This is a genomic window from Paraglaciecola arctica (genome assembly GCF_018861065.1).
Taxonomy (GTDB): Bacteria; Pseudomonadota; Gammaproteobacteria; order Enterobacterales; family Alteromonadaceae; genus Paraglaciecola; species Paraglaciecola arctica_B.
This window is the reverse complement of sequence record NZ_JAHKQO010000037.1, coordinates 97,830-113,977: the sequence shown is the minus strand read 5'-3', so window position 1 is coordinate 113,977 and position 16,148 is coordinate 97,830. Positions and strand designations below refer to the sequence as shown.

Genomic DNA, 16,148 nt, shown 5'->3' with positions numbered 1-16,148 from the left:
TAGTGCAGCTTATTTAATCAATTGGCTAACATAGTAAATTCTGAGTAAATGCAACTGATCGTAACTGACCGTTTCGTTGAGGCTGTCGAAAACCGGCTTAAGACGTTCGTGGGAATGTTCTGCAAATGCAGCCAAAGCAGAATCAATATTGCTTTGGCTTAACCCGGTTTGCTGCAAAAGTAGCTGGGCTTGTGCAAACTTATGTCCGTCTAACACATAACGGTATAGGTGATTGATGATAGTGCCGTCTTTCACCTTAAATTGTGTCGCCAATGACGAAATAGATTGCCCTTTTTGATATGCATCGACTATTTCTACGCTGCGGCTATTAGCGTTGCTGCTAGTTTTACTCGCAGTTGTTTTACTAGCGGTTTGGGAGTTAGCCACTTCTTGAATATCGTTTTCTAGGCAGTAATCACAAATAAGCTTGAGAAAATGCTCGCCATATTTGTCTAACTTAGCTTGCCCTACGCCATGAATACGTAACAAATTTTCTAGGGTGTGTGGGAAATAATAGGCCATTTCGTTAAGTGTGCGGTCAGAAAAAATAGCATAAGGTGGCAGATTGGCCGCATCGGCTAAACGTTTGCGATCCGCTTTTAATATTGCCACCAGTTGCTGATCACCCGAGTTAACAAACGACTTAGAGGTATGGCTAGTAGTCGCTACTGGTTGCTGCAACAAGGCGAAAAATGGCACCTTTCCTTTTAACACCTCGCCAGCTTTTTGGGTGAGTTTTAATCCACCGTATTGTGGTTCTTGGTTGAGAAAGCCTTTTTGGATCAATTGCCGTGCTAACGCCATCCATTGTTTTTTATTAAACTCATTGCCAATATTGTAAGTCGACAACAAATTGTGTTGGTTTTGTAGTACTTTCTCGGCGCTTGAGCCACGTAACACATCTATTATATGGCTTGAACCAAATCGCTGCCCCGTGCGATGCACGCAGGATAGAAATTTTTGTGCTGCAACAGTTAAATCAGATTTTTCTTTTCCTTGATTAGTGCAGTTATCACAATTAGCGCAATTTTCTTTCGCCGACTTTTCACCAAAATACGCTAACAGTGGCGTACGCCTACAATCTTCAGCCTCTGCTAATGCTAGCATTTGGTTGAGATGCATATTGGCCAAACGTTTTTCTTGTTCGTTACTCATCTGGTCGATAAAAAAGCGAATTTTCCCAGTGTCTCCATAACCGAATAAAAGTAAACATTCAGCGTCTAAACCGTCACGGCCTGCACGGCCAATCTGTTGATAGTAGCCTTCTATATTTTTGGGTAAATCGTAATGTAATACATAACGCACGTCAGGTTTATTGATACCCATGCCAAAGGCGATAGTCGCCACAATGATATTTACATCGTCTCGAATGAAACGCTCCTGGTAATCGTTGCGTTTAATACTGCTTAGGCCCGCATGATACGGCAATACAGAAAATCCGTCTTGTTGCAGTTTAGCTGTGAGCTCGTCAACACCTTTTCGAGATTGACAATAGATGATCCCTGATTGCTCAGGGTGTTGCTCGACAAAGTGTTTACATTGAAGATAGGGATTGTCTTTAGGAAGCACACTGATAAATAAATTAGGGCGATCAAAGCTAGAAATGTATTCACTACTCTGAGCGATATTGAGCTGTTGCTTTATATCTTCCCGTACTCTAGGTGTAGCAGTAGCGGTTAAAGCGATACATACCGCTTTAGGGAAACATTCAATTAGACGATTGAGCTGCCGATACTCGGGTCGAAAGTCATGACCCCATTCTGAAATACAGTGGGCCTCGTCTATGGCGATACACGCTACATCACAATTTGTAAGGAGTGCTAAGATATTGGTTTGTAGCGCGGTTTCTGGTGCCAGAAACAACAGTTTAATTTGCTGTTGCTTAAGCGCATCTAGGTTGTTTTGATAATCACTATCAGAAAGCGAACTATTTAGTACGCAAGCTGGAATAGCAAGTTCGTTGAGTTGTCTGACTTGATCTTGCATCAGCGAGATAAGTGGCGAAATGACAATAGTTAAACCGTCAAAAACACTGCCAGGGATCTGATAACACAAAGATTTACCACCACCAGTTGGCATAATTGCCAGCGTATTGCGTCGGTGTAAAACGTTATCAATAATTGCTTCTTGGGATTCGCGAAACTGATCAAATCCAAAAACGTTTTTTAAAATAATGCTTGCTTGATTAATCACTAGGGCTCTTCCTTGCTGCTCTCTCAGAACGGTGGTCTTCTAAGGCTACTTGAAGGATTGAATTGGCAACCAAATCGCCACTATTGATATCAACAGTGGCTTTTAAGTTTATTCAAAAAGATTGCTTTTGAAGACTCCTATAAGGGTTTGCCTTCTTCATCAATTTCAACAATCTCCTCAAACATAGGTTTCAAACTTTCCATTATGGCAGCTTTGTCACCCACAACAACAGTAATCATCTCGTCTAGTTTAAGATGTTTTTTAGCCAAACCATTGAGCTCTTCAATACCTACATTCGCCAGAATCTTATTCTGTTTATCCACAAAACCTTTATCCAGATTATAGGTGATGATTTCAGATAAAAAATTCAGTTTTTGGCGTGGGGTTTCATAGCTACGGGCATCGCGTTGACCTATAGCACTTTTTACAAATTCCAGCTCTTTCACTGTCAGCCCTTGATCGTGAAAGGCTGATATTTCGTTTCTAAATTGCACGATAGAATCAGCAGTGGTGTCGGCACGTACCCCAGCTTGAGCTCGGTAAAAGCCATGAATATCATCTCCGTAGAAGAATGATCTGGCACCGTAGGTATACCCTTTGTCTTCCCTAAGATTGAGGTTAATTCTGCTGTTAAACGCACCACCTAGGTTGTAATTCATCAGATCTGCACGGTAATACTCACCAACCGAGTCATACTTAAGGGCGCGTTTGCCTATACGTATTTCTGATTGTGCCGCTTCTGGCTTGTCTATAAAATACAGGGTACCAGCTTGCAGTTCTGGAAAAGGTTTAATTGCTGGTAATGGGCTACTGTTGCCTTGCCAAATATCTAACGTTTTAAGTGCCTGACTGACGTCCTTCTCACCTAAATTGCTGACTACAATAACGTCTGCATTCGCAGGGCCGAAATAAGCTTCGTAGAACTCAGTTACGTCCTTTAAAGATAATTTTTCGACAGTAGAAATTGTGCCGTTATTAGCATAGGCAAAACTATTGTTGGCACCAAAAACCAACTTATTGAAGACTTCTGTTGCTGTTGTTGACGCGTCCTTTTTAGCTCGCTTCAAAGCTTCAATTTGTTGTTTTTGGAGGCGCAAAAAATCAGCAGAGTCGAATTTAGGCTGGGTTAATTGCTCGATAGCTACCGCAAGTGTTGACTCTAGGTTTTTAGTGAGTGTGCGTATATTAACTGTTGTGAACTTATTATCGGCTGAAAAGTTCACAGTTGAACCCAACTTCTGCAATTGGTTGGACAGGTCTTCGGCGGTGGATTGTTTGGTTGCTTCTTCCATCATCGCCGCTGTGAGCGAAGCAAGCCCAAGCTTGTCTATTGGCTCTCTTGTTTGCCCAGCTGGAATCCGAATTCTTATAGTGGTGGTTGGCACTTCGTCATTTACTGCGCCTAAGACTTTGATGCCAGTCTGAGTGCTTAGCTGGTAAATATCCGGCACACTGACACTTGGGTTTTGACCCGAAGCAGGGATCAGCGAACGGTCAAAATCAGAAGTACCAGGACGCAATACTAGTGAGTCATCTTCGATGTTTTTGGGGATATTTCTGTCATAACGTTGCCATGTATCTGGCTTGATTATTTGTTGTGCTTGACCATTGGGTACTATGCTCATGATCACTCCATGATTACCCTTAATGTATTTTTTATAGACACGCATCACATCATCTTGGCTGACGTTTTCATAACGAGCCACGTCTTCACCAATAGCGTCAGGGTTGTCTCTAAAGGTTTGATAGCTTGCCAATTGAGCCACTTTGCCCGAAACACTTTCTAAACCATAAATTAGACCAGATACGATGTCAGCTTTTACCCGCTGAATATCATCTAACTTAGCACCACCACGACTCTCAAACTCATCCAATGAAGCGCGAGTAATAGTTTCTAGTTCCGCTAAAGTAGTACCTGGTGTAGGCAAAGCAAAAATACTAAATTGGCAACTGAGTTCAGCACAGCCATGACTAGCATTAGCTTGCACTGCCTTGCCGTTCTTAACCATGTTTTTGTACAACAATGAGGTTTTCCCCGTTCCTAATATATACATCAATACATCAAGTGGCGCCTCGTCAGGATGATTGAGGTGAACTGTGGGATAAGACATATACATCAAAGGCAAAGACACATTGTCTTGCATAGAAATATAACGATCTTTGTCCAAAGTAACGGGGTGATATATTGGATCAGCCACTTCAGGGCCGCGGGGTATTCCTCCAAAATACTTTTTGACCCAAGCTAAAGTTTGCGCTTCATCCAAGTCACCGCCTATGGTCAAAGTGGCATTGTTAGGACCATACCAGCGAAGAAAGAATTTTTTTAAGTCATTAAGATTGGCGCGATTTAGGTCTTCAATATAACCGATAGTAGACCAAGAATAAGGATGCCCTTCAGGGAATAGTGCTTCGTTGACTCTTTCTCGTAACAGTCCATAGGGACGGTTATCATAATTTTGACCACGTTCGTTTTTAACTGTTTCCCGTTGGTTTTCGAATTTTTGTTTAGTCACCGCATCAAGAAAAAATCCCATACGATCTGCTTCTAACCACAGCATACGCTCTAATTGATTAGAAGGAACGGTTTCATAATAATTGGTGCGATCTTGGTTAGTAGAACCGTTTAGGGTGCCACCAGATTCTGTGATCAGTCCAAAATGTTGTTCATCAGCTACATTTTCGGAGCCTTGAAACATCATGTGTTCGAAAAAGTGTGCAAAACCTGATCTGCCCGGTTCCTCACGCCCAGAGCCGACATGATAAGTCACATCAACATGCACAAGTGGGTCTGAATTATCAGAATGTAAAATAACGGTTAGCCCATTGTCGAGCTGGTATTTTGAAAACGGGATACTAATTTCAGCGTCTTTTTTCTCAACACTGGTAATTTTTTTAAAGCCCTGTGGTATCACCTTGGATTGTTGTTGCTCAGTATCAAGTTGACTCACTTCTTTCTGAGAATTTTTTACATCGCAAGCAGACAGGCAAAAAAGAGCCGAAATACTTGCGATGAATAGAATTTGTTTTTTCATAAAAATGCTTTTACCCGTTTTTTGCTTACTAGATGTGATGATTACATAGCTTGAAGGGCAGAGATAATACACACTACAGATTCAAAAATCTCGAATCACTATTTGTACTCGTATTGATATAATAGCGGAAGCCCCCTAAGCCAAGGTTGGAGTGTTTTAACAAGGGCGACTATTTTTCTGTACGCGTTGAAATTAATAACTACTACATTTCATGATGCGTTTTAGTTTAAACTTGTCGCAGTTTTAGAGTAGTAGTGGTGATTTGCTGTATGTTTTCGACATTTTTTTCCTCTTTGTTTGGTGCAATTTCAATATTAGGATATTTCTTTAATACCCTTTTTTGGTTGATACCCATTTTAATTTGTTCATTTTTTAAATTAATCCCAATTAAAATATGGCAAACATTTATGTCTTATTTGTTAGATGGGTGCGCAACCTTTTGGATTTCAGTCAATAGCGCCAATCAGAATTTATTTAGCCGCACTAAATTTGAAGCAACAGGACTAGAAGGGTTAAGCCCTAAAGATTGGTATTTAGTGATATCTAACCACCAATCATGGGTTGATATTTTAGTGCTACAGCGAGTCTTCAATCATAAAATTCCTTTCCTGAAGTTTTTCCTCAAAAAAGAACTGATTTGGGTACCCTTCCTTGGTTTGGCTTGGTGGGCGTTAGACTTTCCTTTTATGCATAGATACAGCAAAGCCTTGTTAGCCAAAAAACCTCATCTAAAAGGTAAAGACTTAGAAAACACTCGAAAAGCTTGCGAAAAGTTTGTTTTTAAACCCGTCAGTATTATGAATTTTGTAGAAGGCACGCGTTTAACTGAACATAAAAGAGCTCGCCAAGGCGCTGCGTTTCAGCACTTACTTAAACCTAAGGCGGGTGGCATGGCGTTTGTATTAGGCGCCATGGGAGAGCAATTGCATAAACTTCTAGATGTGACGATTCACTATCCTGAAGGCACACCAACTTTCTGGGACTTTGTGTGCGGAAAAGTTAATAAAGTTCAGGTACAGGTCAAAGTATTGTCTATTCAAGACTTAATTAGTAACGATACCTTTGGAGCTGACTATTTCGACGACCACAAACAAAGGGTCAAATTTCAGCGTTGGCTTACCGAGTTATGGGAACAAAAAGACCAGGACTTACAGGCGCTTTCTGAACAAAAACCTCAAAATGTTTAGTGTGTTACCGAGTTTTATCGTCTATCCGCTGCATCTAACATTACAAATGTTAAGCCTAGCGTTTTGGGCGATAAACATTATTTTGCTAGGTTTCATTAAGTTTTTGCTACCTTTCTCATTTGTTTCTAAACCGATTAATATTGTTCTCAACTTCATGATGTGCGCGTTTGGTTTTTGCAGCGTGACGCTAATAAAAATGATGAACAAGGTGGAATTTGACTATGTTGTTGACGGACAACTTAGTCAAAAAGAATGGTATCTCATCATCTCAAATCACCTAAGCTGGCTAGATATTATTCTATTAACGGATTTTGCTGCAGGGAAAATACCTGCTCCAAAATTTTTTCTTAAAAAAGAGTTAATTTGGCTTCCTTTTGTTGGCCTTGGCGCATGGGCACTGGATATGCCTTTTATGCAGAGGTATAACAAAGCTTTCTTGCAAAAGAACCCCCATTTGCGTGGAAAAGACATAGCAACTACTAAGAAATCTTGCGAAAAATTTCGACAACTGCCTACCACTGTTATCAACTTTGTGGAAGGTAATCGTTTTACTCCCGAAAAACAAAAGCTGAAACAAGGTCCATTCACAAATTTGTTGCCACCTAAGGCTGGCGGAATTGCATTTACGCTTGCCACCATGGGAGAATTATTCACAAGCGTGCTAGACATTACGGTAATCTATCCCGATACAAAAGGCAGCCCAATGCATGCAATGTTAAGCGGCCGCCTAAAAAGGGTGATTGTGAGAGTCAATGTGCACCCAGTAACAGATGAAATCGTGGGTGATTATTTTAACGATGAAAACTTTAAACAAGGTTTTCAAAGTTGGTTAAACTCGGTTTGGCATAACAAAGATAAACTAATATCTGAATTAAAAGAGACAAATTAAGTGCTAAATAATCAATTCCTTACTGACAGCCTGATTTCCGCTTTAGCGCATTTAGGATTACAAACAACACCTGATGATTGGTTTTTCCAAAGTATTGCTTTGACCGGAATATTAATTTTTGCAGGCTTAAGCAGCTGGATCACTAAAAGCATACTCAATAGCAGTCTCAGAAAATTAGTCAGTAAGAGTAAAAACGGTTTCGACGATGAACTTCATGAACATGGCTTTTTTAGGCGTATCGGACATATTATTCCCGCCTTAGTTATTTATCTATTTAGCCAGCTATTAATTGAGAACCCGTCTTTACTCGCCTTCTTACAGAAGTCCTCGATTATCTATTTACTTGTTTCTACAGTAATGGCTATCAGTGCATTACTGAATACAGTTGAAGACACTTACAACGCATCAAGTTTAGCCAAAAAAGCGCCAATCACTGGTTTTATTCAAGTGGGTAAATTGTTTGTAGTGATCATTGCTGGATTATTAATAATTTCTAACTTAATGGACAAATCCCCATTACTTCTGCTGTCGGGATTAGGGGCATTAACTGCGATCCTATTACTATTATTTAGAGATACGATATTAGGCTTTGTAGCGGGTATTCAAATAGCAGCAAACCGTATGGTCAACACCGGTGACTGGATTGAGATGCCGAACTTCGGTGCTGACGGTGAAGTATTGCAAGTGGGGCTGACTACAGTAAAAGTGCAGAATTGGGATAAAACAGTTTCGACCATTCCCACTTATACTTTGATAACGGATTCGGTGAAAAACTGGCGAGGCATGTCAGAAAGTGGCGGGCGCCGTATCAAACGTTCATTAAATATTGATATTCAAAGTATCCGCTTTTGCGATCAGGATATGTTGGATGAATTCGCAAAGATTCGTTATATAAAAAGTTATATCCAAGCCAAACTCGAAAAACTGCAGCGCTTCCACAGCGAACAACACATTGACACCACTGATTTAGTCAATAGCCGCAGGCTTACCAATATAGGTACGCTGCGCGCCTATATGCAATCGTATTTAGAAAATCACCCCGATATTAACAAAGACATGACACTTATGGTTCGTCAAAGACCTCCAACTGAACTTGGAGTACCACTAGAAATTTACTGTTTTTGTAGCAATAAAAATTGGGTGGCTTATGAAGGAATTCAAAGCGATATTTTTGACCACTTACTGGCCATTTTGCCAGCTTTTAGACTAAGAGCCTATCAACGTGTGAGTGATAGACCCTAATTTTCTAAATCTAACCCTAGGCTGTGACTAGTGCGTATACGAACACCGCGAATAAAGCCAAAGCAGCCACACCAAAAAAGCTATATTCAACTTTAGACTGCATGACATTATGACCTTCTGGTGTAGGTAAAAAGCTCATAATGAGACTGCTAATACCTAAAACAAAGGTAATTAAAGTAAAGCCAAATAAAATGGGTTCATGCCAATTGCTCATTAGTTAATTCCTATGTATGTAAAACTGCGTATATTATGCACCAAAACATGCAAATCCCAAAAGACATAAAAACTAAATATCCTCGTTAAAAGTTCCAAGACTAGTGGCACAAAGTCTCATTTATTAGTGATTTTCACTAAATTCAACTCAAACAATTGTTAGACTGCGGATTAAAAGCACTGTAAGACACTGTTTTATATGAACTTTATCTTTTGGCCTAAGCCTTGCTCTGTTTACCGAGTCAATCAGACCCACTTAGGAGAATATTATGCGTACCACGATTCTTGCAGTAGCGTTAACTTGCTGTTCAGTTCCAGCATTGGCAAATCAGTGTAACGTTGAGTTTAGCGGCAACATGCAATTAGAAAACAATGTGTTGGCAGTGACATTAGACAACAATACTCAGCTTACTATCGCTGAAGATAAAACCTTATACGTTGACGGTGTTGCATTAACACTGGATACGCAACAACAACTTTGGGTAGATAATTATTATGACGGTATCAGTCAAGCAGCGCCACAAGCTGCAGCAATCGCTACAGAAGCTGTCGCATTGGCGAGTACCGCTTTGAACGAAGTGTTTACTGAACTATTGGGTACTGATAATACTGCACTGGCTGACTTGTCAGATAAATTGCAGGATCTTGACCAGCAAATCCAATACAACTTTTATTCTGAAAATGGCGACATTCGATTGCATTCCGAGTCATTTGAAAATGGCGAATTTTTTGGGCACCAATGGGAAGCACAATTCGAAGATGCAATCGAAAGCTTAGTCACAGAGTCAATCGGACACATAATGGTGGCCATAGGTACACAACTTATATTTAACGGCGGCGATATGGATAGGTTCGAACAAAAAATGGAACGTTTTGGCGAACAAATGGAACAAAAAATAGAATACCAAGCAGAGGCTCTAGAAGAACAAGCCGAACAATTATGTACCACCCTTGCTAAAGTTGACACTGCAGAAAACCAGTTACAAATGCACATCAAACAACTTTCTGGCCTTGATGTCATTCAAGTTAGTCATGATTATAAGGCAATGTGATAACTTAGGGTTACCTTACCCTTAGACAAGAAGTAATCATGCAAATTGCAATTGTAGGATGTGGTTGGTTAGGACAACCCCTTGGTTTAAGTTTACAAAAAAGTGGCCACAATATTGTGGCCACTAGTCGTTCTGAAACTGGCTGTGAAAAAATCAAGACACTGGGATTTAAAGGGTTACAGTTCAATTTAGGTGACAAACTATCAGATAACTACCTTGAACCTATTTTTAACTCTGATTTATTAATTTTAAATATTCCAGTGGGGCGAAGAAGCAATACAAGTGAGAACTTCGTTGCCAATACCGACGACTTATTAAAACGCCTAGTCACAAGCAAAGTTAAGAGGGTAGTTTTTGTCAGTACGACTTCGGTTTATGGCGACCAAAAAGCAGTAGTAACTGAACATTCCGCAACCCGTCCCAATACTCAATCTGGCCACATCAACTTACAAATTGAAGAGCTTCTACAAAAATATTTTACCTCAAATGCCACTACAATAAGACTTTCTGGCCTAGTGGGCAAAGATAGGCATCCTGTAAACTATCTGACAGGAAAAACCGAATTAGCAGCGCCCAAATCCCGAGTTAACTTAGTGCATCAAGCAGACGTAATCCAAAGCATTGAAAGTATCATTAAAAATGAAATTTGGGGACAAACATTGCTATTAAGTGCAGCTGAACACCCTACCAGAAAAGAGTATTACACTTGGGCAGCTAAGCAACTCAAATTAGCGATTCCACAATTTATCGACGAACCCGAACCATCAGAGGGCAAGATAATCAATGCAACGGCGAGTTTAAGTCTATTGGGAATAACACTTCAATATCCCAGCCCCTACGATATGTTGTGAATCACAAGGCCCCGCTTGTTTAATCGCTCATTTAAAACTGATTTAGTATTTAGTCTAACAAATGTATATGACCATTTTGAGCTGTGAGTTCAACTGGTCAGTGCAAATCACGCTAATTGACGCTGACCTTATGAATATAGAAAGGGTTTCTTTTGGTTGATTAATGGTATATTTTATTTACCGCCATTGTGTATTCAAAAACACCTGCAAGTTGGCGTTTACTCAATATAAGGGATTTAGTCACTTTTAAAAATTTAAAAAGGGGTTGAGAAATGTTGAAGTTTAATTTGTCTTTAGTTTTTCTGTTGGTACTTAGTTTATCTGGGTGCGGCATACTTCCTTTCGAAACAGCGATTAAGGAAAATCATTTTAGATTCGAAAACTTTAAGAGGGATATGGATGATGATCTAGAGTACGTTTATTTAATGTGTTCTCACAAAAAGCCCATCCATTGGCAGCAGCCAAAACAGTATGAGAGTGGCAAGCATAACTTGTGGGTAATGGTTGAAACCTTCCAACGCGACATTCCTATTAGTTATAAGACTGCGGTCGTAAATTTCGACGTAGATTTGCAAGCCGATAAAAGCTATATGTTGAATAGAAAAATCGTTAAACGTAAAGCGTTACTGTGGATCCAAGAAGTAGATACCGGTTTAATTGTTTCGGACGTTTTATCAGCTGAACTTAAACACCCTATATCATATGATTTTCTTGAGAAAAGAAAACAATGCAAAACTGGAACCGTTTAGTTATTAAAGCTCACCTTATGAGTTAGGTTAGAGTCAGTTTAAGTTAGTAAAAGCGACTTTCGCTAATGACAGCAAAGTCGCTTAGTGTTAACCAGTTAAACCTAACGAATAAAAACGGTTAGACTCAGATTCCAATTATAAAAAAGCCAAACCCATTAGGGTTTGGCTTGACTACTTATTCTAGAATGAGGTATTCGTTCTAACTACAGCTCATTCTGGACTTAACCAATGAGGGCCGCACCGAAATACTTTAAGGCGATGGTGTTGATAAGCACTAACAGTAAAATAACCGGAATAAAAGTTCCTACCGAGAAATCGACATAACGTTCAAACCAACTATGCTCATAATTAGGCGAACCTTGATCTAGTTCTTTATTGAAATTTGCTTTCTTCCAACGGTAAATAACGAAAATACATATCAGTAAACCATTAAGTGGCAAAATGGTGTCGTAAAATACGTCAACTATCACATCAAAGAACGATTTGGATTGTCCCGCGTAACTAATAAACCCCGTAAAAAAGTCTAACATTCCAAAAGATGTGGCAGCCATTAGTGAGAAAACGACCAAGAGTAATCCCATCCAACCTAGTGCCTTGTGACGACTGAATTTTTTCTCTTCCATTAATGCTGCTACCGGCACTTCAAATATTGAAACAATGGACGTAATAGCAGCGAACAATACCAACAAGAAGAAGAAACTGGCAACCGCGCTGGCACCTGCATAGCCAATAGTGGCTTGTAGTGCTAAAAATATTTTAGGTAAAAATGTAAATATCATACCTACAGAAGAGTCACTTAAGTCATTGGTGTTGATATCGGGGTTGAAAGAAAACACCGCTGGCAAAATCAGCAAACCCGCAATAAAAGCAACGGCAGTATCTAAAAGAGCGACCATCTTTGCTGAACCCGGTACGTCGGTCTTTTTGTCTAAATAAGACCCATAAGTGATCATGATCCCCATACCTAATGATAACGAAAAGAATGCTTGCGATAATGCGCCATTCACTACAGCAGCGTTGATTTTACTGAAATCAGGTATCACGTAATATTTCACACCCTCGAAAGCATTATCTAGGGTCAGTACAAAAATAACTAAGGCAACCAGCATAATAAACAAGGTAGGCATCATAAACTTCGCGGCTTTTTCAATACCTTGTTTTACACCACCTTGAAGAATGAGATAAATAATGGCTAATACTGCAACCATGTAATAAAACAAATCAAAGCCATTAATAAAGGAGCCAAAAGTATTTGGGTCCGCTAACATCTCGAGATTACCTGTTACCGAATGAAACAAATAACCGAATATCCAAACGGTGATAACTAAGTAAAAAACGGCAATCATAAAAGGGGTGATAATCGACAACCAACCAGCTATTTTCCAGCCTTTGTGGCCATTCGACATAGATGAATAAGCGCCTAGTGGATCTTTGCGGCTATTTCTACCTACAGACATTTCAGCCAACATCACAGGTAAACAAATAAAGGCCACAAAAATCGCGTAAATTAACAAAAATGCGCCACCACCATTTTTGGTAGCAGCAACAGGGAAGCCAACCATATTACCAATGCCTACAGCCGAACCCGCTGCAGCTAGAATAAAACCTAAACGTGAACCAAACTGTTCGCGAGGTGCGCTCATAACCTATCCTTTTTATTTTTATAATTTTGCTAGATATTAACAGCAGATTTTCAGAAAGTCTTTTATGTTGCCAATGCATTGCTCATAAAAAGTAGTAAAAAATCTTTACAGCTAAGGTTGAAGCTTCACCATGGAATATCTCGGCCTTGCCAATCAATATAATGGGGGCCATTTTCAGGGCTTAGGCTAGGAATGATTCTAAGTAATTGTGTAACAGTAAAATCTGCAGTAAATAACTTGCCTTCAGGTACGTTTGACTGAAAGGGTTGTGATAAATTCGTAGCTACTGTGCCTGGATGATAACTAACCAAGCAAATATTTTTTGCCCGCCTTTGACATTCAATTTGCGCACATTTTATCAACATATTTAGTGCAGCTTTACTGGCACGGTATCCATACCAACCACCCAACTGGTTATCTTCAATACTTGCGACCCTAGCACTAAAAAACACTAGTGTAGAAGGTTGTGCTCCTTTGAGTAATGCTTCAACGTGTTTTAACCACAGTGCTGGTAAAATGCTATTCACGGTGAAATAGTAATTAAGTTGTTGCGATTGAATATCTTCTAAGCGTTTTTCGGGTTTGACTTTAAGATTATTAGGGCCAATAGTTTGTAACGCGCCAATGCAACAGACCACCAGCGTAAATTGAATCCCAGAATCTTTGAGTTGTTGGCAATATTCAGATACTAGTGTCTCATTTTCAGAATCAAGAGTATGGTAATTCACGCCTTTGACGGGTCCTTCAGGAAAGGTCCGTGAAACCCCATAGACATTTTCATAGCATCCTGATTCGATAAGTTGTTTAACCAAGGTTTTGCCTATGCCCCCTGAGGCACCGATTACCAAAGCATTACCCTTAAACATCTGGTGATCCTCGGTTAATCTGGCAAGGTTGACAGCTTTTTTTACCGGTCAATACATAAGATATTCGATAGCGGTTTTTGGCAAATAAATTATATGCCCTATCAGCAAACCAACGTATCACTGGCCAGCGCAGTGGCGCGTATACCCAACCCTTCCCTACTAAGCACCATGCTAAGTACGTGACATCTAATCCACTGATTAATTCTCCATTCGGCAAATAGCCGTGAATACGAGCATTTAACGACTGCCAGTCAAGTTGTGGATATTCCTCGAAAAACGAAGGCGCTTGTATGTCGACAAAAGTGATAGTGTGTTGTTTATCCAACTGCTTCAATTTTTTCATTTCGAGTAAACACAATGGACAATATCCATCATAAAAAATAGTAAGTGAGGTGTGTTGCTGCATTTAATTACTTTGCACCTTTGCTTGAGTTCATTGAGTTAGTCGGATTCAATTACAGATACGGAAAAAGATGACGAGTGGTTTACTTTGTCTCAACCTTTTTGTGCTAACAGGCCTCGTTTTTTAATTAGGAAATCCCTCTCAATACTATTTTTAGTTAGACCAATAGCCTTAGAGATTGAGCAGTAGGCTTTTTCAGATAACAGCAAACGGCTTTCTAGTTCAGCGCAAGCAGCGTGATATGGTTGATAGTGTTGCAAGGCCCCACTAAGCGCTAACACATCTGAATAGGCCTGCTGGACTTGTCCTGCATTTGCTTTTGCGATACCAAGGTTTAAAGCAATGACAGGAGAAGGCTGCAGCTGTAATAAACTCATGTACAGCAATTGTATTTGTGGCCAATCAGTGGTTTCCCAACTTTTTGCTTTAGCATGCAACGCACTGATTGCAGCTTGAATTTGATAAGGTCCTCGCTGCTTAAATTGCAAAGCTTGCTGAATAAACTGATTAGCTTGTTCAATCTGTTTTTGATCCCAAAATGATCTATCTTGCTGCTCTAAAGGAATGTAAGGCTCAACATCAGAACAGCGAGACAATCGGCGCGAGTCGTGAAATAACATTAGAGCAGCTAAACCCAGCACCTCGGGGTTTGGTATTAATTTGACCATTACCAAGCTCAATCTGACGGCTTCACTTGCTAAATCAAGCCTTGTTAAGGATTGCCCTTGGTACGCCGTATAGGATTCGTTATAGATCAAATAGATGACTTTTAATACAGATGGTAATCTAACGGAAAGCTGTTCTGATTTAGGCACTTCGTAGCTGATTCCAGCATCTCTTATTTTCTTTTTAGCACGGGTAATACGCTGACCAATAGCCGCTTCAGATGTAAGGTAAGCTCGGGCAATTTCGCGCACTTCCAAACCGCATAAAGTACGCAGCGTTAGTGCCACTTGTGCCTCTTCATTTAACGCAGGATGACAACAGGTAAAAATTAATCTCAACCTCTCATCAGGTACTTCATATTCTGTTTCAGCAATTGTATCCGAGTCCACATAAAGTGACTCTTCTATCAGTCGTAATTTTTGGTCATTTTTCTGGGATTGTTGTTGCCGCAATTTATCGATTAATTTGCGCTTGGCGACTAAGTGTAACCAAGCGCCAGTATTTGAAGGAACGCCTTGAATAGGCCATTTAGAAGCAGCTTGTTCACAAGCGTCCTGTAGGGCATCTTCTGCTAGCTGCAAATCCCGAGACCAATACGCCAAAGAGGCTAACACTTTGCCAGATTCAGCGCGAAAAATTCGCGCTAGATTATTCATTGACCAAAGACCCTGTCTTTTAAATCGCGATCACGGTTTACGTACTTTTACTGATCAAATACCATCACCGGTCTGACTTCTATGGTCCCATATCGTGCGCTAGGGATTTTTGCCGCCCATTCAAGGGCCTCATCTAAATCTTTGCACTCCAATAAATAATATCCACCAAGTTGCTCTTTGGTTTCGGCAAAAGGACCATCAATCACTTTAGATTGACCATTTCGAACTCTCACTGACGTGGCAGTGCTGATGGGCTCTAACGCGTTGCCACCATGCATAATACCCGCCGTATCAAGCTGCTCTTCAAATACCTGATATTGAGCTATCAAAGTTTCCATATCCACATCATCTTGATCTTCACCAGCATAAATCAAAGCTAAAAATTGCATAAATTTTTCCTTATAAAATGAATAGAAGTAAGAAACAAAACATGTCTCTCATCATAACGTCGAAGCAGCTGAGTGTATTCAGACACAATTTACAAGAAACTTACTATTTTTACGCCA

Annotated in this window: 14 protein-coding genes; 6 read left to right on the top strand and 8 right to left on the bottom strand. The window is 40.0% G+C overall.

The window, feature by feature from the left end; translation table 11 throughout:
- Window positions 1-9 precede the first annotated feature (9 nt).
- A complete protein-coding gene (recQ, locus tag KO534_RS17380) occupies window positions 10-2,193 on the bottom strand; it encodes a DNA helicase RecQ (RefSeq protein ID WP_215931461.1) in 2,184 nt (727 codons plus the stop codon).
- A 137-nt stretch (window positions 2,194-2,330) separates the two neighbouring features.
- On the bottom strand, window positions 2,331-5,225 hold the full coding sequence (locus tag KO534_RS17375; protein WP_215931458.1) for a M16 family metallopeptidase: 2,895 nt from the start codon (window positions 5,223-5,225) through the stop codon (window positions 2,331-2,333).
- A 269-nt stretch (window positions 5,226-5,494) separates the two neighbouring features.
- Between KO534_RS17375 and KO534_RS17370 the strand changes: the two genes are divergently transcribed.
- From KO534_RS17370 to KO534_RS17360, 3 genes are read left to right on the top strand one after another with little or no spacing between them, the layout of a single operon-like run.
- Window positions 5,495-6,412 carry an acyltransferase gene (locus KO534_RS17370; RefSeq protein ID WP_215931456.1) on the top strand — a complete coding sequence of 306 codons (918 nt, stop codon included), beginning with the start codon at window positions 5,495-5,497 and terminating at the stop codon, window positions 6,410-6,412.
- Window positions 6,405-7,301 (top strand): acyltransferase, encoded by an 897-nt coding sequence (locus KO534_RS17365; protein WP_215931453.1) that lies wholly within the window; start codon window positions 6,405-6,407, stop codon window positions 7,299-7,301. Before KO534_RS17370 ends, KO534_RS17365 begins: the two co-directional genes overlap by 8 nt.
- Window positions 7,302-8,543, top strand: coding sequence for a mechanosensitive ion channel family protein (locus KO534_RS17360; RefSeq protein ID WP_215931451.1), 1,242 nt, complete (start codon window positions 7,302-7,304; stop codon window positions 8,541-8,543). It abuts the gene before it with no gap.
- A 16-nt stretch (window positions 8,544-8,559) separates the two neighbouring features.
- Here the strand turns inward: KO534_RS17360 and KO534_RS17355 are convergent, their stop codons facing one another.
- A complete protein-coding gene (locus tag KO534_RS17355) occupies window positions 8,560-8,757 on the bottom strand; it encodes a hypothetical protein (RefSeq protein ID WP_215931449.1) in 198 nt (65 codons plus the stop codon).
- Window positions 8,758-9,025: 268 nt separating this feature from the next.
- Between KO534_RS17355 and KO534_RS17350 the strand changes: the two genes are divergently transcribed.
- The 3 genes from KO534_RS17350 to KO534_RS17340 all read left to right on the top strand — a co-directional run bounded on the left by KO534_RS17350 (window position 9,026) and on the right by KO534_RS17340 (window position 11,408).
- On the top strand, window positions 9,026-9,808 hold the full coding sequence (locus KO534_RS17350) for a YggN family protein (RefSeq protein ID WP_215931447.1): 783 nt from the start codon (window positions 9,026-9,028) through the stop codon (window positions 9,806-9,808).
- Between the two features lie 38 nt (window positions 9,809-9,846).
- Window positions 9,847-10,659 (top strand): NAD-dependent epimerase/dehydratase family protein, encoded by an 813-nt coding sequence (locus tag KO534_RS17345; RefSeq protein WP_215931445.1) that lies wholly within the window; start codon window positions 9,847-9,849, stop codon window positions 10,657-10,659.
- A 272-nt stretch (window positions 10,660-10,931) separates the two neighbouring features.
- Window positions 10,932-11,408, top strand: coding sequence for a hypothetical protein (locus tag KO534_RS17340; RefSeq protein ID WP_215931443.1), 477 nt, complete (start codon window positions 10,932-10,934; stop codon window positions 11,406-11,408).
- Window positions 11,409-11,629: 221 nt separating this feature from the next.
- On the opposite strand, the gene KO534_RS17335 is transcribed toward KO534_RS17340, so the two are convergent.
- The 5 genes from KO534_RS17335 to KO534_RS17315 all read right to left on the bottom strand — a co-directional run bounded on the left by KO534_RS17335 (window position 11,630) and on the right by KO534_RS17315 (window position 16,031).
- Window positions 11,630-13,051 carry a sodium-dependent transporter gene (locus tag KO534_RS17335; RefSeq protein WP_215931441.1) on the bottom strand — a complete coding sequence of 474 codons (1,422 nt, stop codon included), beginning with the start codon at window positions 13,049-13,051 and terminating at the stop codon, window positions 11,630-11,632.
- Window positions 13,052-13,176: 125 nt separating this feature from the next.
- Window positions 13,177-13,917, bottom strand: coding sequence for an SDR family NAD(P)-dependent oxidoreductase (locus tag KO534_RS17330; RefSeq protein ID WP_215931439.1), 741 nt, complete (start codon window positions 13,915-13,917; stop codon window positions 13,177-13,179).
- Complete coding sequence (locus tag KO534_RS17325) at window positions 13,910-14,323, bottom strand: thiol-disulfide oxidoreductase DCC family protein (protein WP_215931437.1); 414 nt, start codon at window positions 14,321-14,323, stop codon at window positions 13,910-13,912. The genes KO534_RS17330 and KO534_RS17325 overlap by 8 nt, the downstream gene beginning before the upstream one ends.
- A gap of 89 nt (window positions 14,324-14,412) precedes the next feature.
- The gene (locus KO534_RS17320) at window positions 14,413-15,642 is read right to left on the bottom strand and encodes an RNA polymerase sigma factor (protein ID WP_215931435.1); all 1,230 of its coding nucleotides are present in this window, start codon (window positions 15,640-15,642) and stop codon (window positions 14,413-14,415) included.
- A 47-nt stretch (window positions 15,643-15,689) separates the two neighbouring features.
- Window positions 15,690-16,031, bottom strand: coding sequence for a YciI family protein (locus KO534_RS17315; RefSeq protein ID WP_215931433.1), 342 nt, complete (start codon window positions 16,029-16,031; stop codon window positions 15,690-15,692).
- Window positions 16,032-16,148: the final 117 nt, after the last annotated feature.

Bases quoted from the DNA above. Each gene is read 5' to 3' on its own strand.
- KO534_RS17375 (WP_215931458.1), bottom strand. From the start codon at position 5,225: ATGAAAAAACAAATTCTATTCATCGCAAGTATTTCGGCTCTTTTTTGC.
- KO534_RS17370 (WP_215931456.1), top strand. From the start codon at position 5,495: ATGTTTTCGACATTTTTTTCCTCTTTGTTTGGTGCAATTTCAATATTA.
- KO534_RS17365 (WP_215931453.1), top strand. From the start codon at position 6,405: ATGTTTAGTGTGTTACCGAGTTTTATCGTCTATCCGCTGCATCTAACA.
- KO534_RS17355 (WP_215931449.1), bottom strand. From the start codon at position 8,757: ATGAGCAATTGGCATGAACCCATTTTATTTGGCTTTACTTTAATTACC.
- KO534_RS17350 (WP_215931447.1), top strand. From the start codon at position 9,026: ATGCGTACCACGATTCTTGCAGTAGCGTTAACTTGCTGTTCAGTTCCA.
- KO534_RS17345 (WP_215931445.1), top strand. From the start codon at position 9,847: ATGCAAATTGCAATTGTAGGATGTGGTTGGTTAGGACAACCCCTTGGT.
- KO534_RS17340 (WP_215931443.1), top strand. From the start codon at position 10,932: ATGTTGAAGTTTAATTTGTCTTTAGTTTTTCTGTTGGTACTTAGTTTA.
- KO534_RS17335 (WP_215931441.1), bottom strand. From the start codon at position 13,051: ATGAGCGCACCTCGCGAACAGTTTGGTTCACGTTTAGGTTTTATTCTA.
- KO534_RS17330 (WP_215931439.1), bottom strand. From the start codon at position 13,917: ATGTTTAAGGGTAATGCTTTGGTAATCGGTGCCTCAGGGGGCATAGGC.
- KO534_RS17325 (WP_215931437.1), bottom strand. From the start codon at position 14,323: ATGCAGCAACACACCTCACTTACTATTTTTTATGATGGATATTGTCCA.
- KO534_RS17320 (WP_215931435.1), bottom strand. From the start codon at position 15,642: ATGAATAATCTAGCGCGAATTTTTCGCGCTGAATCTGGCAAAGTGTTA.
- KO534_RS17315 (WP_215931433.1), bottom strand. From the start codon at position 16,031: ATGCAATTTTTAGCTTTGATTTATGCTGGTGAAGATCAAGATGATGTG.